Source organism: Armatimonadota bacterium, assembly GCA_016789105.1.
Classification (GTDB): Bacteria; Armatimonadota; Fimbriimonadia; order Fimbriimonadales; family Fimbriimonadaceae; genus UphvI-Ar2.
In genome coordinates this window covers 127862-147285 of the sequence record JAEURN010000006.1, presented here as the reverse complement: position 1 = coordinate 147285, position 19424 = coordinate 127862, and the positions used below count along the sequence as shown (strand labels likewise).

Sequence of the window (19424 nt, the reverse complement as noted above, 5' to 3'; positions counted from 1 at the left end):
GAATGCCCATCAACGTCAACGAGCTTGCCAAGGAACTCGGTGCGTCCCCATCGGCCGTGCTTGAGGTTCTTGCGGATCTTGAGGTCGCCGTTGAAGACAACACGTTTGAAGCCGACGGGGAAACCCTCGAGTTCATCAAAGAGTCGGTTTCCGAACACGCGGCTGATTCGGCCGACGGCATCGCCATGCCCCGAGGCAGGACGCCACGCGATATCGCCGCCGCATTGGGTGTCCCCGACAAAGAAGTCGTCTTGACCCTCATCAAGAAGTTCAAGACGATGGCCACCCTGACCACGGTGTTGGCCGACGACCTGACCGCCCAGGTCGTTTCCGAATTCGGCAAGTCCGTCCGATGGGAAGATGCGGCCCCCAAAGCCAAGTCCGCTTCGGCGGCCAAGCCGGCTGCCGACTCTAACGGGGAGATCATCCGTCCCCCTGTCGTCACCATTCTTGGCCATGTCGACCACGGCAAAACTAGCCTGCTCGACTACATCCGCAAGGCGAATGTCGTCAGTAAAGAGCACGGCGGGATCACCCAGCATATTGGGGCCTACCAGGTGAACTTGCCAGAAGGGACGATCACGTTTTTGGACACTCCGGGCCACGCCGCGTTCACGGCCATGCGGGCGCGGGGAGCCCAGGTCACGGACATCGCGATTTTGGTGGTCGCCGCCGACGACGGCATCATGCCCCAAACCCAAGAAGCGATTTCCCACGCCAAAAACGCGAAGGTTCCAATCATCGTCGCCGTCAACAAAATCGACAAGCCTTCCGCCAACGTGGACAAGGTTTTGATGGCCCTGCCCCAGCATGAATTGGTGCCCGAGGCCTATGGCGGCGACGTCATCGTCTGCCCCGTCAGCGCCCACACTGGCGAAGGTGTCCCCCATCTGTTGGAAATGATTCTCCTCCAGGCCGAAGTCCTGGAACTCAAGGCCAACCCCAAGGCGGAGTTTCACGGTGTCGTCATCGAAGCCCAGTTGGAAAAGGGTCGCGGCCCGGTGGCTACCGTCTTAGTCGAAAACGGCACATTGAAGGTCGGAGACGTGGTCGTCGTCGGCCAGACCTGGGGCAAGATCAAAGCCATGACCGACTACGCCGGCGAGCGGGTCAAATCAGCAGGCCCAAGCCAGCCGGTCGAGATCCTGGGGCTGAATGAAGTCCCGGGGGCTGGCGATCCGGTTGAATACGCCCATGATGAGCGGGAAGCCCGCGAAGTCGCCAATGAAAGGGCCGACCAAGCCAAGGCACGCCTCAACACTGGCGCTAAAAAGAAGCTGAGCCTGCGCGACTTGCGCAAACACTTGGCCGGGAGCGACGTTAAGGATCTCAATCTCATCATCAAGGCCGACGTCCAAGGCTCGGTCGAAGCCGTCCGGGGCCTTATCGAAAAAATCGAGAACGAGGAAGTGAACGTCAAAATCCTGCATGCCGGGGTGGGGAGCGTCACCGAATCCGACATCTTGCTCGCCAGCACCGCAAATGCGATCTGCGTGGGATTCAACGTCAAACCGGAACCCAAAGCCAAAACCGAAGCCGACCGCCAAAAGGTCGAAATCCGAACCTACACAATCATCTATGAACTGATCGAGGATATCGAAGCTGCCGTCAAGGGGATGCTCGAACCCAAGTTCGAAGAGGATTACCACGGCACCGTCGAAATCCGGGCCGTGTTCAAGCTCACCAAGGCGGGCAAGGTCGCAGGTTCGCACGTCACCGATGGCAAAATCTTGCGCAACGACAAGGTGCGGGTCACCCGGGGCGGCGAACTGGTTTACGAAGGGACGGTCGAATCTCTGCGCAACGTCAAACAAGATGTGCGCGAGATGTTCGCCGGCCAAGATTGCGGACTCCGGTTTGTGAACTGGGACGAGTTCAAAGAAGGCGACGTCGTCGAAGCCTACGATATGGTGCAGATCGATTAAGGTGGCCGTCAAGTGAAACTTTGCCGCTTCCTTGTTGCCAACCGGGCCGACGATCCGCGCACCGGCGTCTACCACGAAGGCAAAATTTACGAAACCGACGGCACTTCGGCCGCCGGCATCCACGACCCGGCCAATGTGGTTTTCCTCTCGCCGATCGGCCAACCGCCAGCCGTCCGGCTCTTTGAAGAAACCGAGGTTTCCCCGGGCGAGTTTATTTTGAGCTACTTCTTTATGAACCCCGCCCAGCTCAAGGGGACGAACGAATCGCTTTCCATGCCGCCCCAAGTGGAGCAGTTGGGGATTGAACTCCGGATCGCCGGAGTGTTGCAAGACGGCGACCAGATGATCGATCGGAACGAGGCCGAGCGGTATCTGTTGGGCTACACCTTCCTGCTCTGCTTCACCGACCGGTCGCTTCAACAAGAAGCCGGTTTAAGCCCCGGGGTATGGACAGAAAGCCACGATATCGGCGCATTGCTCTCCCCCTTCTTGGTCACGCCGGAGGAACTGAGCGGCTATTTGGTCCGCGAGACCAAATCGGCTTTTCAATTTGTTTACAGCTTGTATGTGAACAACGTCCCGATTGTCGAAGAAGTGGCCTACGCTTTCGACGTGGAATTCTACGACCTGTTGCAACGGGCCAGCCTGCGGTCCCCGATGGGCACGGGCGAGGTGGTCGCTTGGCCCCCGCTTCCCTTGCCAGACCTGGAGTCCACACCCTTGGGCCGCCAGTTGGAGCCCGGCGACAAGATCCGGGTGGTTGTTGAAAACCTTGGGGCGGTCACCAGCACCGTCGGCTGATCACTCTTATGGAACCTATCCAAAAATCCGTGCTTCCCAACGGGGTTCGCGTCCTGACCGAAAACCTCCCGCATGTCGGCAGCGCCAGCATCGGCATCTGGTGCGCCACCGGTTCAACCCATGAACAAGAGGGCGAAGCGGGGATCACCCACTTTATCGAGCACATGCTTTTCAAGGGCACTCCCAAACGCTCCAGCCAACAAATCGCCGAGGCGATCGAGGGGCGCGGCGGGATGCTCAATGCCTTCACGGACAAAGAGCGAACGTGCTACTACTGCCGCGTCCTGGCTGACGATTGCGGGGTCGGGTTCGACGTCCTCAGCGACATGGTCGCCAATGCCCTGCTCGACCCAGAAGAGCTGGAGCGCGAAAAGGGGGTAGTGATCGAGGAGATCAAGCGGGGCGAAGACGAACCCGGCGACCACGTCCACGATCTCCACATCCAAGGTTTGTGGCCGCAAAGCGAATATGGCCTTTCCATCATTGGCACCAAAGAGTCGGTCGGCGCTTTCACCCGAGACGACCTTGCCACCTACATGGATCGGCGATACCACGCGGGCACCGTCATGGTGGCGGCCGCCGGCAAAGTCGACCACCAGGAGTTTGCAAACTGGGCAGGAGTCAATCTGGGACATTTAAAGCCGGCCTCGGAAGAAACCCCTAAAGCCCGGCCCGAGCCCCATGCTGGAACGAACTATGTCGCCAAAGAGGTCGAGCAGGTTCATTTCTGCATCGGCACAAGCGGCATGAACTACTATGACGACGACTTTTACACGCTCGTGGTGCTCGATGGAGTCCTCGGCGGGGGGATGAGCAGCCGCCTGTTCCAAGAAGTCCGCGAGAAACGGGGGTTGGTTTACGCCATCGGCAGCTATATGCTGAGTTACACGGCGGGTGGAGCCTTCACGATTTATGGCGGAACGGGGCCGAAAACCTGGGGACAGGTTCAAGATGTCGTCCGCACCGAGCTGGACAAGATGATGTCCGAAGGGCCCTCTGCCGATGAGGTGGCCAAGGTCCAGCGCCAGATCGCTGGCAACATGGTGTTAGGCCTGGAAAGCACATCGGCCAGGATGCAACGGATGGCTAAGAACGAATTGGTCTATGGCCGTCAAATCCCGGTCGAAGAGACAGTCGCAAAAATCAACGCGGTCACCCGGGATCAGGTTCAAGGTCTGGCCCAACGCCTGTTCGATCCGGCCCAAATGCGCACAACCGCCATCGGCCCGGCCTAAACTACCGCCATGAAGCGGCTGTTCGAGGCTTGGGCGGAGTGCGCAAATGAGCGCGAACGTTTGGCGCATGCGGCCCAGTTTTTGAAAGGGCTTGCCAAAGCCGATGCCTGCGACATCTTGACGGCTTCCCCAGGTGGGGGGCTGGTGTTGGCCGCCAGCACATTCGACCCTGAGCTCATCGAGCGTATCCGGCTTGCCAAAGGAGTCGGGTTGGCCGGCCGGGCCTACACGAGCGGCCGAAAGATCGACATCGAAAGCGACTTGCCTTCCCACCATGAAAGCCGGCATGTCGAGGAGTTCGACCTCCCGGAATTCGTTTCTGCCCGGATCATCCCCTACCGTTCCTCCGAAGACAACTCCGGGGTCGTTTTTTTGCGCAAACGGGGTCTTTGGCCGGCAGACGACCTTGAGGATCCGGAATTGGAGTTGGCAGTCCACAGGGCCATGTCGGCCCTTGCCGGGTTCCAAGCGGGGTTTGCAAGCGGTTCCCACCTCAACAAACTGGATGCCCTCAGCGAGGTAGCCCGCTCTCTTACCGAATCGCCTTATCTGGAAGAGGTTTTGCAGTTGTTGGTGAACCTGACGGCAAAGCGCTTCAACTACCGGGTGGTGACCGTGCGCCTGTTGGATGCAGAGCGAGGCGAACTCATTTTGCGCGCCACCCAGGCCACAAACAAGGCGTACCAGCGGAAGCGGGCCATCAAGCTGGGCGAGAGCATTGCCGGCAAGGCGATCCAGTTGCGCAAACCCGTTTTTATCGACGATGTCCGGCATGAGGCGGACTACATCGGACACGACCTGGCCGAAGAACAGGGACTCCGGAGCATGGTCTGCATCCCACTGATCGTGCAAAACCGCCCAGTCGGCGTGATGAGTTGCTACACCGGCGAAATCCGCCAATTCGGAGAAGATGAGATTTCCATTTTGGAAACATTGGCCAAGCAAGCGGCCGTAAGCATCGAACACACCCGGCTCCAGGTTCGCAACACGCTGATGCAGGAGATGCACCACCGGGTCAAAAACAACCTGCAACAAGTCGCTTCCCTCCTGCGCCTGCAACTCCGGCAATCACATTACAAATCTATGGAAGAGGCCCTGCAGGATTCCCTCTCGCGCATCCAAGCCATTGCCGCCGTTCACGAGCTGCTGAGCCGGGACGACTTGGACCACGTCAGCCTGAAGCATATTGCCGAAACCTTGGGACACCACCAGCAACAGTCGTTCATCATGCCGGGTAAATCGATCCGGTTCAGCGTGCGCGGCGACGATGTCCACCTCAACACCAATCAAGCAACGCAAGTTGCCCTAATCCTCAACGAGATGATCCAAAACGCGGTGGAACACGGGTTCGAACGAGCGGCCCGCGGCGAAATCCACATCACGATCGAAGAGCTAGATGGCGAAATCGGAATTTGGGTCAGCAACGATGGCGACCCGCTCCCCGCAGAGTTCGACCCCGTACAAGGGGGGCAATTGGGACTCCAGATCATCCGATCGCTTTCTGGCGCATTGGGCGGAACTTTCAAAATCGAAAACCGCCTTGGTTGGACGGTGTGCGAGGTTAAGTTTACGCGTCAGTTGGCGGAGTGAAAGATTTCTCCCCCGCTGGGCCGGCAATTGTGATACTGTTTAAGTGCCAATTGGCAATTTGGAGAGCATCATGAACCGAATCCTGACAGTTGTTGCCTTGGGGATCGTTGGGGCATCGTCCCACGCCGACATCATCTTGACGAACTACCCCCAGACATCCCAGATTTCCGGGAATGGGATCACCACGACTCAAAACAAGGCCGTGGGCTTCAGCACCGGGTCGGAGCTGATGCGGATCGATTCCTTGCAAGTGCACCTGCAATTTTTCGCCAATTCGATGCCGAATGCATCCGACGTTGTGTTTGAATTGAGGGAGGATTTCGGCGGACACCCGACAAACTGGATCGTCTCGTTCACACCGACTTCGGCGTTTGTCGATGGGCGGGCGGACTACACCTTTACGGCAGACGCAGTATTTGTCATGCAGCCTTCCACCCGGTACTTCATCGAAGCCCGCTCCTTGTCTAATGTCAGCTGGAATTGGCTTTCAAGTTCGCCGAGCCAAGCGTATTCGGGTTGGGCAACGGCAACCGGAAACGTCTTCTCCAACGATGGCGGCGCGACATGGTCGAATTCCGCGCTGCTCAACACGATCCAAATTGAGGGCACCGTCGTCCCGGAGCCGGTCAGCCTGCTTCTTCTCGCCCCTCTGGCGTGCCTCGCCCGCCGCCGTCGGCGGTGAATCGGCCCTTAGAACGCTGAACTGGCCGGCCCTGGTCAATGGTAGACCAGGGCCTCTACTCAGCCGGAATTACCGTGGATGCTGCGGCAGTAATGGTGGAGCCTAAACTTTCGGATCGACGATCCCCAAAGGCTTGTCGGTTTTCCAGCTCCCGCGTGTGAAGTCGGGGAAATCGACCGAAGCCCCCCGGTTAGCCACACTGTATTCGCTGAGCGGGGTGACGGCGCTCCAAGAAACCGATTCGTACACATTCTGATCGAGCGGCTCGCCGTTGCGGAGGCAATAGATGATCCGCCAGAGCATGAGGAAATCCATGCCCCCGTGGCCGCCCATCTTTTTGGCCAGCTCCCCTTGCTTTTTGTAGAGGGGATGGTCGAATTCGGCATACACCTTATCCAGGTCGCCATTTTCCATCCAATCCTCGGTGCCGACCACCTTGCCCTCGGCCGTTTTGTATTTGCCTTCAATGGTCAACCGATCGGGGAACCCGCCCCAGCACCCCTTGGTGCCCTGGATCAGGTTGTGGCGGGTGTAAGGACGTGGGAGTTGTTCGTCCCATTGCACCATGACTGTCCGGCCTTTGACCGTACGGATGATGGAGGTATTCAGATCGCCGCAGACGAACTTGCCGCGACGCCATTTGTGCCCTTCTGGGAAGTTTTCGCGGGCGTAGATCTCGCGCATCCGGCTGTTGCAGCTCACCGAACTCAGGAAGTCGAACCGGTCGCCACGGCAGATGTCCATATATTGCGAAACCGGCCCCAGGCCGTGGGTGGGATAGAGATTCCCATTCCGGCTCATGTATTCCAAAGTTCGCCAGCTTCCGGTTCCCCGCTGTTCTTCGTGCATCTGGCCTCGGAGGTCATGGATGTAGGCTGCCTCTCCGTGCAACAGTTCGCCGAGTGCCCCCATCCGGACCATGTTAAGCACCATCAGTTCTTCCCGTCCGTAGTTGACGTTCTCCATCATCATGCAGTGGAGTTGGGTTTCTTCGGCGGTGTCGACCAAGGCCCAACATTCATCGAGGGTGAGGGCCGCCGGGACTTCTGTGAAGGCGTGCTTGCCGTTTTGCATGGCGCACAAGGCCATTGGGGTGTGCCACTGCCATGGGGTAGCGATGAAAACGGCATCGATGTCGTCGCGCTTCATCATCTCCTTGTAGGCGTAGGGGTCGCCGACGTACAAAGTTGGCGCGGGCTGTCCGGCTTTGACGACGTTGGCGGCGGCGTTGTCCGCCCAGTCCTTGTACAAGTCGCAGATGGCCTTGACCTCAACCCCTTCGATGGCCGCGAGTTGGACGACGTGCCCGCTGCCCCGCGCACCGACACCGATCACCGCGACCCGGACTTTTTCCATCGGCTTGTGCCGGAGCCCGGCAACCGATTTGCCCTTCCGTTCGGGGATCCGGGCCAACTGTTTGGCCGATGCAGTGGATTGACCGAGGGCGTTCGCGGTCAGGGCACCAAAACCGGCCGCTGCCGCGCCAGCCAAGAAATCTCGTCGTCGCATATCCCTATTCTCCCCCATTCCCCGCACCCACTGCACTAAAACTCGGCAGGACTTCCGCCTAGGCGCGAATCGACTGGCATTCCTGCAACGAATAGAACAGGGAGTAGACAATGGAATGGCTGGCCCAACCCGAAACTTGGATCTCGTTGCTGACCTTGGCTGTCCTCGAAATTGTCCTTGGCATCGACAACATCATTTTTATCTCGATCCTCAGCGGAAAACTGCCAGAAGGTCAACGGGCAAAGGCTCGCCAGTGGGGTTTGGCGGCTGCGCTGATCACCCGCGTCGTTTTGCTCCTCAGCCTTGGCTGGGTGATGAAACTGACGGTGCCGTGGTTCCACGTCGGACCATTTGAGGGCACAGGCAAAAACCTGATTCTCCTAGGCGGGGGGTTGTTCCTCATGTGGAAATCGGTTCATGAAATCCACCACAAGCTGGAAGGCCATGAGGACGGTTCCAAGCCGATCAAGGCTGCGGGATTTGCTGCGGTGATCGGGCAGATCATGGTCTTGGACATCGTTTTCAGCCTGGATAGCGTCATCACCGCGGTCGGCATGGCCAAACAAATCGAGGTGATGGTGGCTGCCGTCATCATTGCGGTGGGGGTCATGATGGCGTTTGCCAATTCGATCGGCACGTTTGTCGAGCGGCATCCTTCTATCAAAATGCTCGCCCTGGCGTTTTTGATTTTGATCGGGATAAATTTGGTTGCCGAGAGTTTTCACGTGGAGATCCCCAAGGGTTACACCTACTTTGCCATGGCCTTCGCGACGGTTGTCGAACTCCTCAATATCCGGGTTTCTCGCGGGAAGCCGGTCAAACTCCACGGCGATCCGAGTATCGTGGGAGAGCCCGATGGTTCAGACCCAGCAGATCACTAAGCGTTTCCGGGATGGGGCCAAAGAGATCTTGGCGGTGGACGCCGTGGACTTTGCCGCGCATCCCGGCGAGATCCATGCGCTGCTCGGGGTGAACGGCGCGGGAAAGACCACCTTGCTCCGGATGTTTTCGACGGTGATCCGTCCGACTTCCGGCACTGCAGCCCTCAACGGGTTTGACATTCTGCAGGAGGCGGCGCAGGTTCGGAGCTCCATTGGATTTTTGAGCACTTCGACGGCCCTTTACGGCCGTTTGACCGGCCGGGAGATGCTCGCCTATTTCGCCGGCCTGTACGGTTTTGCTGGGAGTGAATCCCGGGACAGAGTGCAATCCGCATTGGAGCAGACGCAATCGCATGGGTTTGCCGACCAACTTTGCGACCGGATGTCGACGGGTCAAAAACAGCGGATCTCCATTGCCCGGGCCATCGTCCATGGACCGCCTGTCCTGTTATTCGATGAACCAACGGCCGGATTGGACATCCTGGCTGCCCAAACAGTGCTCGAGTTCCTGGAATCCGCCCGCTCAAATGGCAAGACGATCGTGTTCAGTACTCACAACATGAACGAAGTCGAACGGTTGGCCGACCGTGTGACGGCGATCCACCAGGGCCGTGTCCGCGGCAGCGGAACATTAGCCGAAATCAAAGCGGCGACCGGCCAAGAATCTGCCGAATTGGCGTTCCTCCAACTGATTTCCGATCCAGGGAGCGCGGCATGACAACGGGCACGGGAACCAAGCACGTCTTTTTAAAGGAACTCCGCGAAATGGCGCGCGACCGCCGGGTGGTGCAAGCCAGCATCGTGATGCCAATCTTCATGGTCGCCCTGTTTGTGATGATCATGGGCGTGGTCCAAAACAGCGTCACCGGATCCAAGGCGTCCCATGTGGCCATCGTTGGCGACCCGGCCGACAAATTCTTGGACAAGCTGCAGGACAGCCCCCTGTTCGTCATCACGCCGGTTGCCACGTGGGAGTCCGGGATCAGGCAGCTCAAAGATAAGGAAGTCGATCTGGTTGTGGACATCCCGCCGGCGGAGGAAGGCAAAACCGATCGTCCGGTGCGCCTGGGATACAACGACCAAGAACCCCTTTCCGCCATCGAGTTGGGCAAGTGGAAAGCCATCTTTGGCGAAGCGAACCGGGCCCAGGTCAGAGCAACATTGGAACAGCACAAACTCGACCCCGGGCTGGCCGAACCGTTTAAGATCCAAGAGGTCAACTTTGCCAAAGACCAAGGGCTTGCCGGTTCATCGATTGTCAGTCTGCTGCCTTACCTAATTGTGCTTTGGGCATTTTATGGCGGTATGAGCGTTGTGGCCGACCTCGTGGCGGGGGAAAAGGAGCGCGGCACGATGGAAACCCTGCTCGTCAGCCCCGTCCGCCGGGCGGCTGTGGCTTTGGGCAAAATCCTCGCCCTCATGGTGGTTTGTTTCATCGGAAGCCTGACCACCCTGGCCGGCGTTTTCCTGGCCGGGACGGTGAAAACGCCAATCTCGGCGGGCCTTTTCCCGAGCGGGCTCCAAATCGGGATCGGCCAAGTGGCGTTGGCCGCGCTGACCCTTGTCACATTGGTGGCGTTTTTTGCGAGCCTAATGGTGTCGTTAGCGGCCCGGGCGCGCAACATCCGCGAGGCGCAAACCTATTTGGGGTTGATGAGTTTCATGATCATCATGCCGGCCGTTTTTAGCCAAATCATCGGTTTCACCGGGATGGAGCACGCGGCTTGGGTCAACTGGGTGCCCGTACTTAACACGGCGGTGCTGCTCAAGGCGGTGATTTTGGGCACGGCCGTCCCAGCTCAATACTGGCCCGTCTGGTTGGTGAACCTGTTGCTCGCGGCCGTGTTCCTCAGGGTTTCGATCCAACTGTTCCGGCGGGAAGAGATCGTCCTGCGGGTTTAGCCGCTGCGCAGCATCGCGGAAAGCTGGGCGCCTTGAGCTTGGGCCGCGCTCATGGCCTGCTCCATCGCCAAAAACTTGCTCCGGAGCGATTCTTCCCGTAGGCTGATGAGCTTTTGCAAGCTGGAAATCCGGTCGTCGATGTCCTGGATTTGATCCGTGTAGGTTTTATCGACCGAAGTGAGGAGGCCGTTCACCGAATCGGTGAACGAGTTCACCCGGTAATTGGCCATGGCCGCGACACCTCGGTTGTACACCAAAGCCCCGACGTTCCCGGTGGAGGAGCCAGTGTATTGGATTTGGAGTCCGTCGGTGGTCTTGTTCCCTGATTTGCCGAGCAGGAATTGTCCGCTCCCGGTTGCCGCCTCACCGTTGATGGTCCCGGCGACGTCTAGGCCGGCAACAGCGACGCCGCCTCCCGTACCGATGCCCGAGTTGTCGGCGGCTTCGGCTTGGTCGCTGACGATAGAAAAATTCCCGGCTGTGCCGAACCGTTTGCTTTCGACCTTCAACTTCCCGCCGTCGTTGCTGGCGACGACCAGGTCTTTCAGGCGGCTGTCTTTGTTGATGAGGTCGATGAGCGACGTGAGGCTGCTACCTGTTGGCACAAACAGGTTCACGGGCCCGCTGCCGAACAAAGACCCGTCAAAAGTCAGCGTCTCGGCAACGGAAGAATTTGTTGTGAAGGCCGTATTCGCCGAAACCGTCCCTTTGGTTGCGGCTTGCGTGATGTCGATGGCATACCCGCCGGGCCCCGATGCCACCGAAAGGCTGCCCCCGCTGACAAATTTGATGCTCGGGTTGATGCTGCTGCCCGAGGCCACCATGAGTGACTTCAAATCTGGGAGTTTGTTGGCAATAGCAGAATCCAGTTTAGTTTCGTCCAGTTTGAGCTTGCCCTGGTCATCGAGTGAGAACCCGATGTCGGCGAGGGTTTTGAACGCGCCGGTACCCAGGTTGTCGAACAGCATCGTGTTGAGCGTCGATTCGACTTGGGTGACGCTTTGATCGCCAAAAAGAGCCCCGGTTTGGTAGGTTTCGGGATCCAACTGGGTGTTGCTGCGGATGAAGCCGATGATGTCGTTGAACGCCTTTTGGAAATCGGTGAACTTCTTCTTGATCGCCGAATTATCTTGGCTGACTTGGACAGAGGAAGAGCCTTCCTTCTTCAAGGTCAAAGTCATGCCCCCGACAACGTTGGAGAGCGTGTTGCTGGCGGAGCTTAATGCGACGCCATCAACCGTGAGCAACGCGTCGGTCGCGGCCGTAACCTCGTTGGAAATGCAATCTTTAGTGACCCCCAAAATCCCGAGGAGGTTCGCGGGATCGGCATAGTTGGCCGGCCAAGCTGACGAATCGATCTTGAGCCGGAAAACATCGGAGCCGTCAACTTTTTCGGTCACGACGCTTGCCGTGTGGTTCCCTGTCGCGTTGATCTTGTCCGCCAAGGATTGAAGGGAGTCGGTCGCAGTATCGAAGGCGATGACGTCCGTTCCCAGGGTGAGGTTCCCGGAAACTGAAGAACCGGTCAAGTTGGCCAGGCTCGCCGAGCTGGACGTGAACGAGGCGGATGAGGCAACCGTGCCACTGAGGTCGCGGATCGATTTGAGGTTGTTGATGAGCCCAAGCCCATGCGCAATCCCGCCGGTGACATCGGTCAAGCGGATTTCGTTCGCCTTGCCAGTCTTGGAAGCGCCAAACACCAGGTACGCCTGGCCCGCACCGCCATCGATAACGTTGGCCGAAACCCCGATCCCAAGAGCGTTCACCTTTCCGGCGATTGTCGCAAGGGTGTCTTCCGCGGTCACGCTGACCTTTTTGCCGTTGACCAAGAATTCGCCGGCATATCCCAGCGCAGAAGTTGTGTTGGTCTGTGCGGCACTCGTGAGCTTGTGTGCCTTGGCCATTTGCGTGACGTTGACGGCATAGGTGCCCGGGACGGCGGAATCCGTCACCGATACGCCGAGGAGCGTGTCGTCGCTCACCGAGGCCTGGTTGAGTGAAAAGGCCGCCGGGATGGAGAGGGATGACGCTGCCGTGTTAAATGCCTGAAGGGAGGATTTGAACTGGCCGAATATCGTTTGCCGGGCTTGGATTTGGGCAGACTGGGCCCGCAACCTCTGGATCGGCGCCTGTTCCAGCGAAACGAGCTGGGTGATGATGCTTTCGACATCGATTCCCGAAGCGAGCCCGGAGAACCGGATTCCAGATTGGGGGCCGCTGATGCTCATGGTCGTATCCTCTGCGTTCCTGGCCTACATCACGCCGAGCATCTCTTTGGCCAGCTCGACTTGTTCGGCCGTGCGTTGTTTGAGGATGCCGAACTCGTCATCCGAAAGGCCAAGCCATGCCAAGGCCTTGCCGCTGACCGGGCTTGGTGTGCCGACGATGTCGACCGGCGCGAGTTCGTTTGCGATGGCGTCAGCAATGTGGGTGCAATAAACGCCATCCGGGACAGTGCCGACATCGGGGATGGTGTCGTGTCCTTGGATCATCTCGATCAGGGCCTGCGGGAAGTTCCACTTTTCAGCCAGGATGCCTCCCAACTGGGCGTGGGTGATTCCCAAAATCCGGGCTTCGACGCTTTCAATCGGTTCCTTTCGGTTGATCGACTCTTTGAGGACTTCTTGGTAAGGCAGGTTGAAAAGCGTGAACAGGAACAACCGGCCGACATCGTGCAACAGGCCGCCGATAAACACCGTTTCGATGTCCTTTCGGGGCAGACCTTTGGTTTTGGCGATGGATTCGGCACAAGTCGCCGAGGCAAAGCTGTGCTGCCAAAACGCCTTTTGCACTTCCAGAATCCGGGGGCTCGGCGAGCTCAGGGCGTTCAACACCCCGATGCTCATGACAAGGTTCCGAACCTGGTGCATCCCCAAAATCGCGATTGTTTGGTTGACGTTGACGATTTGGCGAGGCAAACCGAAATACGCCGAGTTGACGACTTTGAGGAGTTTTGTGGTGATGGCCGCGTCGGCCGTCAACATGCTTTCAATCTCCGTGGTTGTCGCGGTGTCTTTTTCGGTGGCTTGCACAACCTGCAAAACGACGGTCGGCAATGCCGGCAAATCCACCATCGCCTTTTCGACATATCTCCGCAGGAGCATGTTTTCCGATCTGAGTGCCATTTTTGTTTCCCTTCTTTATCCTCGGTCGCCCATCACGATCCCGTTAATGTCGGCGATCAATGCCACGTTGCCATCACCCAGGATCGTGGCCCCGCTCACCCCGGCAACGTCTCCGCAGAACCGGCTAAGCGACTTGATCACAACTTCTTGTTCGCCGATCAGCTTGTCGACGATGAGCCCCATGCGCTTTTCTGCGAGCCCGACGATGACGACGTAGAAGTCTTCGCACGGGGTTTGTTCCACATTGCGCCCGAATACTTCTCCCATCCGGACCAACGGCGTGGTCACCCCCCGGATCACCACCACTTCGCGCTGGTTGATCCTTTGGATATCGTCCTTTTTGATCAAAAGGGTTTCGACAACGCTCCCCAAGGGCAAAACAAAAACGGTTTTGGCAACATCCACGAGCAGTCCCCGGATGATCGCCAGGGTCAGCGGGAGTCGCAAGCTAAAGCGGGTCCCCTTCCCTTGGGCCGTATCCAAATCGATGAGTCCCCCAAGCTTTTGAATGTTGCTCCGGACGATATCCATGCCGACCCCCCGGCCCGAGACTTCGCTGACTTCGGCGGCCGTACTGAGGCCGCTGTGGAAAATGAACTGCAAGGCTTCTTTATCGCTCATCTTTGCCGCGGCATCTGCCGTGACGAGCCCGGCATCGACGGCCTTTTGTTTGACTCGCCCCAGGTTGATCCCTTTGCCGTCGTCGATGATTTCGATGACGATGTGATTTTCCTGGTGTTTTGCGGAGACCGTTACGGTTCCGATAGCGGGTTTCCCGGCGGCAATCCGTTCGTCCGGCATTTCAACGCCGTGGTCGATACTGTTGCGCAGAATATGCAGCAGCGGGTCGCCGATGACTTCGATCACGCTCCGATCCAGTTCAGTTTCCCCGCCGACCAGGTTGAGTTGGATCTCTTTGCCAAGCTTTTGGGCCAAGTCCCGGACGACCCTCGGGAACCGGTTGAAGACCGTCTCGATGGGCAACATCCGGGCCTTCATGATCTGGTCCTGGAGGTCGCTTGTGATGCGTCCGATGTGGCTAACCGTTTCGCCTAAGTCTTCGATCTGATTGTCGTTGTATCGGAGTGCGAGGTCGGTCCCGATTTGGGCAATCCTGGTCCGGTCGATCACCAGTTCGCCGACCAGGTTCATCAAGTTATCCAATCGGGCCACATCGACGCGGACAGTCTGCCCGGTGTCGGCCTTTCGCGGGGTTGCGGAAGCGGCTGCCCCAGTTTGCGCGGCTGGCGCGGGATCGGCAGCGGGTGTCCCACTGGCAACAGGCGCGGGCGCTCCCCCTTCAACGATTTCGAGATGGCGTCCAGGTTCGGCCGTGAGTTCGCCCCACTGGCCAAAGACAAAAGCATCGACTTCCCCAATCGCTTCAAACTTGGAGCGGATTTCGGCCATATCCCCCGTGTTGGTGAAGACCAATTCGAAATCGCGGTCGAACTCCTCTTCTTCCAGCATCTCTTGGTTGGGGTGGCAAGCCAAGATCTCCCCATCCTCTTGCGCCACGCTGACGGCCATGAAGGCGCGGACGAACTTCATCACGCAGTCCTCGGTCAGCCGGAATTGGACGTGGTATACGGCTCCCTGGGACTTTGCCTCAGTCAGGGCATCGTGCAGGTCGGGTGGGACTTGGGTTGGGAACGGGATCCCGGCAGCGGTCGCGGGGGCTCCGCCGACCTGACTGGACGCGGCCGGGCTGACTTTGCCCGAGAGGATGGCCTTTAGAGCCTCGACCAGGTCGGCACACTCGGCTTTGTCGCCTTCGCCAGACCGGATCGAATCCATCATGTCGCTGAGCTTGTCGATACATCCAAGCAAGCTGTTGGCAATGTTCCGGTCGACTTCGATCGTGTGGTTCCGGAGCTGGTCCAGAACGTTTTCCATCTCGTGCGTGAGTTCGGCAAAGTTGCTGAACCCCATAGCCCGGCTGCTCCCTTTAAGGGTGTGGGCGGCACGGAAAATGGTCTGCATCCGCTCGTCAGTCGGGTCGGATTCGAGCTTTAGCAATTCCTGTTCCAGGATCTCGATCTGCTCCTCACCTTCTTGGAGGAACAGATCGATATATTGCGACATATCCAGTTCGGCGCTCATATCGGTGGGTTGCGGGTGCCTTAGGCAGCCAACGCGTGGTCGAGGTCAAGGAGCGTGATCAGCTTGCTATTCGTCTTGGCGACAGCGCGGACGAACTGGTTTTCTGAGTCGCTGACCAGGACCGGGGTTTCCTCGATGCTATCAGCATCCAAAGTGAGGACTTCGGTGACCGCGTCGACGACGACGCCGATCTGCCCCGATTCGCTTTCGACGACGATGATCCGCGAAGATTCGGTCTCTTCGCAGGTGGGGAGCGCAAAGCGCGTCCTCAAATCGATTACCGGGATGGTCTTGCCCCGCAGGTTCACAAGCCCTTTGACATGCCTTTCAGTCCGGGGGACCGGAGTGATTTCGCGCAACCGGATGATTTCGTTCACGCGGAAAATCTCGATGCCGTAAGATTCGTCGGCAAGTCGGAAAACAACTGTCTGCTGTTCATCTTGCAGACTCTTCTCCAGGCGGATGGTGTCTTGGTCCATTGCTCTCTGTCCTGGCATAAATATCGGGCAAGAAGGTCCGGTTCTTTACAAGGTCGGGGCAGGCCCGTGTGCTTTTCCGGTATGCACAGCATGGATGGGCAAAACCAAGCTTTTGGCGTGCGATATGGATGGGACTTTTCTGCGGTCAGACCGCACCGCCCATCCGGATAACCTTTCTGCCGTCCGCGAAGCCGTCGAACAAGGGATCCTTTTCTGTTTGGCCAGCGGGCGGGGGATCAGCACAATCCGGCCGTTTTTGGCGGAATTGGGGCTCAAGGGCCCAGTCGTCAGCAGCAACGGCGCCCATGTGGTGGGTTTGCAGGGGGAGGTGGTTTTCGACTCGGTTTTGTCACCAGATGCCATCACAGAAATCGTTGCCTTTGCCGACCGCCACGGAATCCACCTCAACCGCTACCACGGAGAGGAGATCACATTTTCTGGCGACGGCCCCCATGCCCAGCTCTACCGGGATCGGGTGGGATGCGAACCCCCGATCGCCTCGATGCGGGAAACCATGTCGCTCCCGGCGACCAAGCTGTTGTTTGTCGGCACGCCAGAGGAGATCGATGGGTACCAATCCTTGATTGAGCCGCTCCTGCCGACCGGCCTGGTCTCGGTTGTCCGCAGCGAACCAGAATATTTGGAATTCCTCCCCGGGGGCGTCACCAAAGGCGCTGGCCTGCAAAAACTTGCCGCCCACCTTTCGATCAAGCCAGAGGAGTGCGCCGCAATCGGCGACTGGCTGAACGACTTGGAGATGCTGGAGTGGGTCGGCCGGCCGGCGTGCGTGGCCAACGCCCATCCCGAAATTCTGGCGGTTTGCCCAGAAGTTTTCCCGGATAACGATTCGGGCGGGGTGGCCTCATTCATCCGCACGCTCACAGGTTCGGTTGAAGGGGTATAGTGGCAGGGTGAATCGGGTTAGCAAGTGCCTCGCCCTTCTCTTCGCCATGACGGGAGCAACAGTGGCCCAAGCCGGGACACTGACGGTGACGTCGCCATCCAGCGGGGATTTCCTTGGGTTGAACAACACGGTTTCGTTCAACATTGTCAATGCCAGCACCCAGGTGACGGTTCGGGTTCGGGCGACCCAGGTGGCCAACCCCGCCATCCAAGTTGAAGTGGAGACCAAGGTCACGCCGAACGCCCAGGGAGAGGCATCGGGGAGCGTCCAGCTCAATTTTACAACCGGTTTCCCGAGTGGCGACTACACCCTGAACGTCACCCCGACGGAGGTCGGCGGGTTTTATCCGGCGGTTCCCCCCATCAACGTCACGGTGGATGTCGTCGCCCCCAAGTTTTTGGCGTTCAACCCGTTGAGCAACGGCTTTGTCCGGGACAGCGTCCTGATTTCCGCCCTTTTGGAAGAAACGAACATGAAGGAGTGGCGCGTCAAGGTCGGCGGTGCCGACATCCCGAACAACACCGGATCGACGGTAATGCTTTCGGTGAACTGGGACACGAGCCTTGAACTGACCGACGGGCCGAAAAGCATTGTCATCACGGCCGACGACCAAGCCAAAAATTCCGTTAACCAGACCATCAACGTCACGTTGGATCGGTTGCCGCCGATTTCAACCGTCCTCGCCCCAACTTCGAGCGACCGGTATTTTGGTAATGCTCGCGTGCCGGTTGTCGTCCAAATTGCCGACCAATTCGCCGGTGCCGTGGACGATCGGACGGTCGAAGTGTTCATTCGCGACACTAACGGCAACTTCGTCACCCGGGTCGCCCGACGCAGCGTGAACAACAACGGCGCCACGATGAACTGGACCGGCCGGATCCGCGATATATCCCAACTTCCATCCATCTTCGATGTGGTGGTTCAAGCCACCGACAAAGCGGGCAACTCCGCTGTGGAACAGACGGTGAGAATCGAACGGAACCGGAGTGGAGTCCATATCCAAAACGGGAACCAATCTTCCGAAGAACCTGGTAGCGACACAGTTGTCGACAAAGGGATCATGTGGCGGAAGGGCACAATCATCTTCGGTTTGCGCCGCCGTCACTAAGTACAAGGAAATGACAGGTAATAATAACGGGTTGAGAAAGTGATGCAAAACGCGTGCAAACCGATCGTCCTCGCCGCCCTGCTGGCCGCCAGCGGGGCGGCGTTCGCTCAGGTTCCCGACCTCTTGACCGCCTTGGATTCTGGCGGGCGGGCGATGGGCGTGGGCGGTGCTACACGGGTCACAGACTCGACGACCTATTCGGCGCTCGATAACCCAGCCGGATTGGCCTACATCACGGAGCCGACGGTTGGGACATCGTTCCGCAATTTGCCGAAATCCACAACGACCGCATTTGGGAACTTCAACGACCGCAACTTCGACTTCACCGAACAGCCGGGCCGCACGGCGCTGTCCCATGTGGGTTATGCAATGCCCATGAAGGGCGGAACGCTCGGTGTCAGCTACACCATCGGCGGGCACATCGACAACCGCACGAACGGCAACAACCTTTCTAATGGGGCGTTGACGGTTCAAGGGTTGAACGAGGAATCCCGAGCGCAAACCGACTTCTTCACCGTCTCCTATGGCCGCCAGATCGGCAACGGGTTCAATGCCGGCGTCGGGATCGTGCTGGCCAACCAATATGTAAAGTTTTCGCAAAGCTACACCTTGTTCAATGGCAACACCCCGGTCGGCAACAGCAGCTTTGATGCCTCCAGCAACGGCTTTGGAGTCGGATTGGTCGCCGGTGTGCAGGGATATCTGGAAGCTGATGGGAGCGCCCAATGGGGGCTTTCGATTCGGACTCCAATCAACCTGACCAACAACAATGAGACGTCGGCCATTTACGACGTCATCCCCGGCAAGCTGAGCTTTGGCGCGGCTGGGCAGATGAAAGGCGTCGGGAAAGGCGAGGAGTTCTTGGTGTGGGCCGCCCAAGTGGACTACAACTTTGGCGGAAAAGCCACCGACCGCTTTGGCCGGGACAACACATTGGGCTATGGCTTGGGGCTCGAATACAACTTCTCCCGATATAATGCCCGGATCCCCCTCCGGTTTGGATTCCAAGGGGTTCCCAGCATGGGTGACGGCTTCAGTTCCCGGAACGCCTTTACGTTCGGCTTTGGATACCGGCCGAATGGCCAACCTTATTCCATCGACTTCAACGTCGCTCGATCGACCGAAACTGGCCGGTATGATTTTGGTCTAGGATTCGTTTACAAGCCCCAAAAGTAACCAC

General features: G+C 58.4%; 16 protein-coding genes. 11 read left to right on the top strand and 5 right to left on the bottom strand.

Annotated elements, in window-relative coordinates; translation table 11 throughout:
* The first annotated feature begins 2 nt into the window (after positions 1 to 2).
* From infB to JNM28_06335, 5 genes are all read left to right on the top strand, one after another.
* On the top strand, positions 3 to 1925 hold the full coding sequence (gene infB, locus JNM28_06355) for a translation initiation factor IF-2 (protein MBL8068051.1): 1923 nt from the start codon (positions 3 to 5) through the stop codon (positions 1923 to 1925).
* 12 nt (positions 1926 to 1937) lie between these two features.
* On the top strand, positions 1938 to 2726 hold the full coding sequence (locus tag JNM28_06350) for a fumarylacetoacetate hydrolase family protein (protein MBL8068050.1): 789 nt from the start codon (positions 1938 to 1940) through the stop codon (positions 2724 to 2726).
* 8 nt (positions 2727 to 2734) lie between these two features.
* On the top strand, positions 2735 to 3961 hold the full coding sequence (locus JNM28_06345; GenBank protein MBL8068049.1) for an insulinase family protein: 1227 nt from the start codon (positions 2735 to 2737) through the stop codon (positions 3959 to 3961).
* A 9-nt stretch (positions 3962 to 3970) separates the two neighbouring features.
* The gene (locus tag JNM28_06340) at positions 3971 to 5551 is read left to right on the top strand and encodes a GAF domain-containing protein (protein ID MBL8068048.1); all 1581 of its coding nucleotides are present in this window, start codon (positions 3971 to 3973) and stop codon (positions 5549 to 5551) included.
* 70 nt (positions 5552 to 5621) lie between these two features.
* A complete protein-coding gene (locus tag JNM28_06335; protein ID MBL8068047.1) occupies positions 5622 to 6233 on the top strand; it encodes a hypothetical protein in 612 nt (203 codons plus the stop codon).
* Between the two features lie 102 nt (positions 6234 to 6335).
* Here the strand turns inward: JNM28_06335 and JNM28_06330 are convergent, their stop codons facing one another.
* Positions 6336 to 7760, bottom strand: coding sequence for a Gfo/Idh/MocA family oxidoreductase (locus JNM28_06330; GenBank protein MBL8068046.1), 1425 nt, complete (start codon positions 7758 to 7760; stop codon positions 6336 to 6338).
* Positions 7761 to 7852: 92 nt separating this feature from the next.
* Here JNM28_06330 and JNM28_06325 point away from each other — a divergent pair, with 92 nt between their 5' ends.
* From JNM28_06325 to JNM28_06315, 3 genes are read left to right on the top strand one after another with little or no spacing between them, the layout of a single operon-like run.
* On the top strand, positions 7853 to 8623 hold the full coding sequence (locus JNM28_06325) for a TerC family protein (protein ID MBL8068045.1): 771 nt from the start codon (positions 7853 to 7855) through the stop codon (positions 8621 to 8623).
* A complete protein-coding gene (locus tag JNM28_06320; protein MBL8068044.1) occupies positions 8598 to 9341 on the top strand; it encodes an ATP-binding cassette domain-containing protein in 744 nt (247 codons plus the stop codon). Before JNM28_06325 ends, JNM28_06320 begins: the two co-directional genes overlap by 26 nt.
* The gene (locus tag JNM28_06315) at positions 9338 to 10525 is read left to right on the top strand and encodes an ABC transporter permease (protein ID MBL8068043.1); all 1188 of its coding nucleotides are present in this window, start codon (positions 9338 to 9340) and stop codon (positions 10523 to 10525) included. The genes JNM28_06320 and JNM28_06315 overlap by 4 nt, the downstream gene beginning before the upstream one ends.
* Here JNM28_06315 and fliD read toward each other — a convergent pair.
* The 4 genes from fliD to JNM28_06295 are packed head-to-tail and all read right to left on the bottom strand — an operon-like array spanning position 10522 to position 16232.
* Positions 10522 to 12753, bottom strand: coding sequence for a flagellar filament capping protein FliD (fliD, locus tag JNM28_06310; GenBank protein ID MBL8068042.1), 2232 nt, complete (start codon positions 12751 to 12753; stop codon positions 10522 to 10524). The two genes, JNM28_06315 and fliD, sit on opposite strands and share 4 nt — an antisense overlap.
* A 24-nt stretch (positions 12754 to 12777) precedes the next feature.
* Positions 12778 to 13650 carry an HDOD domain-containing protein gene (locus JNM28_06305; protein ID MBL8068041.1) on the bottom strand — a complete coding sequence of 291 codons (873 nt, stop codon included), beginning with the start codon at positions 13648 to 13650 and terminating at the stop codon, positions 12778 to 12780.
* A 15-nt stretch (positions 13651 to 13665) separates the two neighbouring features.
* Positions 13666 to 15753 (bottom strand): chemotaxis protein CheA, encoded by a 2088-nt coding sequence (locus JNM28_06300; protein MBL8068040.1) that lies wholly within the window; start codon positions 15751 to 15753, stop codon positions 13666 to 13668.
* Between the two features lie 20 nt (positions 15754 to 15773).
* The gene (locus JNM28_06295; GenBank protein MBL8068039.1) at positions 15774 to 16232 is read right to left on the bottom strand and encodes a purine-binding chemotaxis protein CheW; all 459 of its coding nucleotides are present in this window, start codon (positions 16230 to 16232) and stop codon (positions 15774 to 15776) included.
* Positions 16233 to 16326: 94 nt separating this feature from the next.
* Between JNM28_06295 and JNM28_06290 the strand changes: the two genes are divergently transcribed.
* Genes JNM28_06290 through JNM28_06280 form a run of 3 tightly spaced genes read left to right on the top strand, consistent with a single transcriptional unit; the run spans position 16327 to position 19420 of the window.
* Positions 16327 to 17136, top strand: coding sequence for an HAD family hydrolase (locus tag JNM28_06290; protein ID MBL8068038.1), 810 nt, complete (start codon positions 16327 to 16329; stop codon positions 17134 to 17136).
* 7 nt (positions 17137 to 17143) lie between these two features.
* A complete protein-coding gene (locus tag JNM28_06285; protein ID MBL8068037.1) occupies positions 17144 to 18244 on the top strand; it encodes a hypothetical protein in 1101 nt (366 codons plus the stop codon).
* 42 nt (positions 18245 to 18286) lie between these two features.
* Entirely contained in the window at positions 18287 to 19420 is a 1134-nt protein-coding gene (locus JNM28_06280) for a hypothetical protein (protein ID MBL8068036.1), read from the top strand.
* The last annotated feature ends 4 nt before the right edge of the window (positions 19421 to 19424 follow it).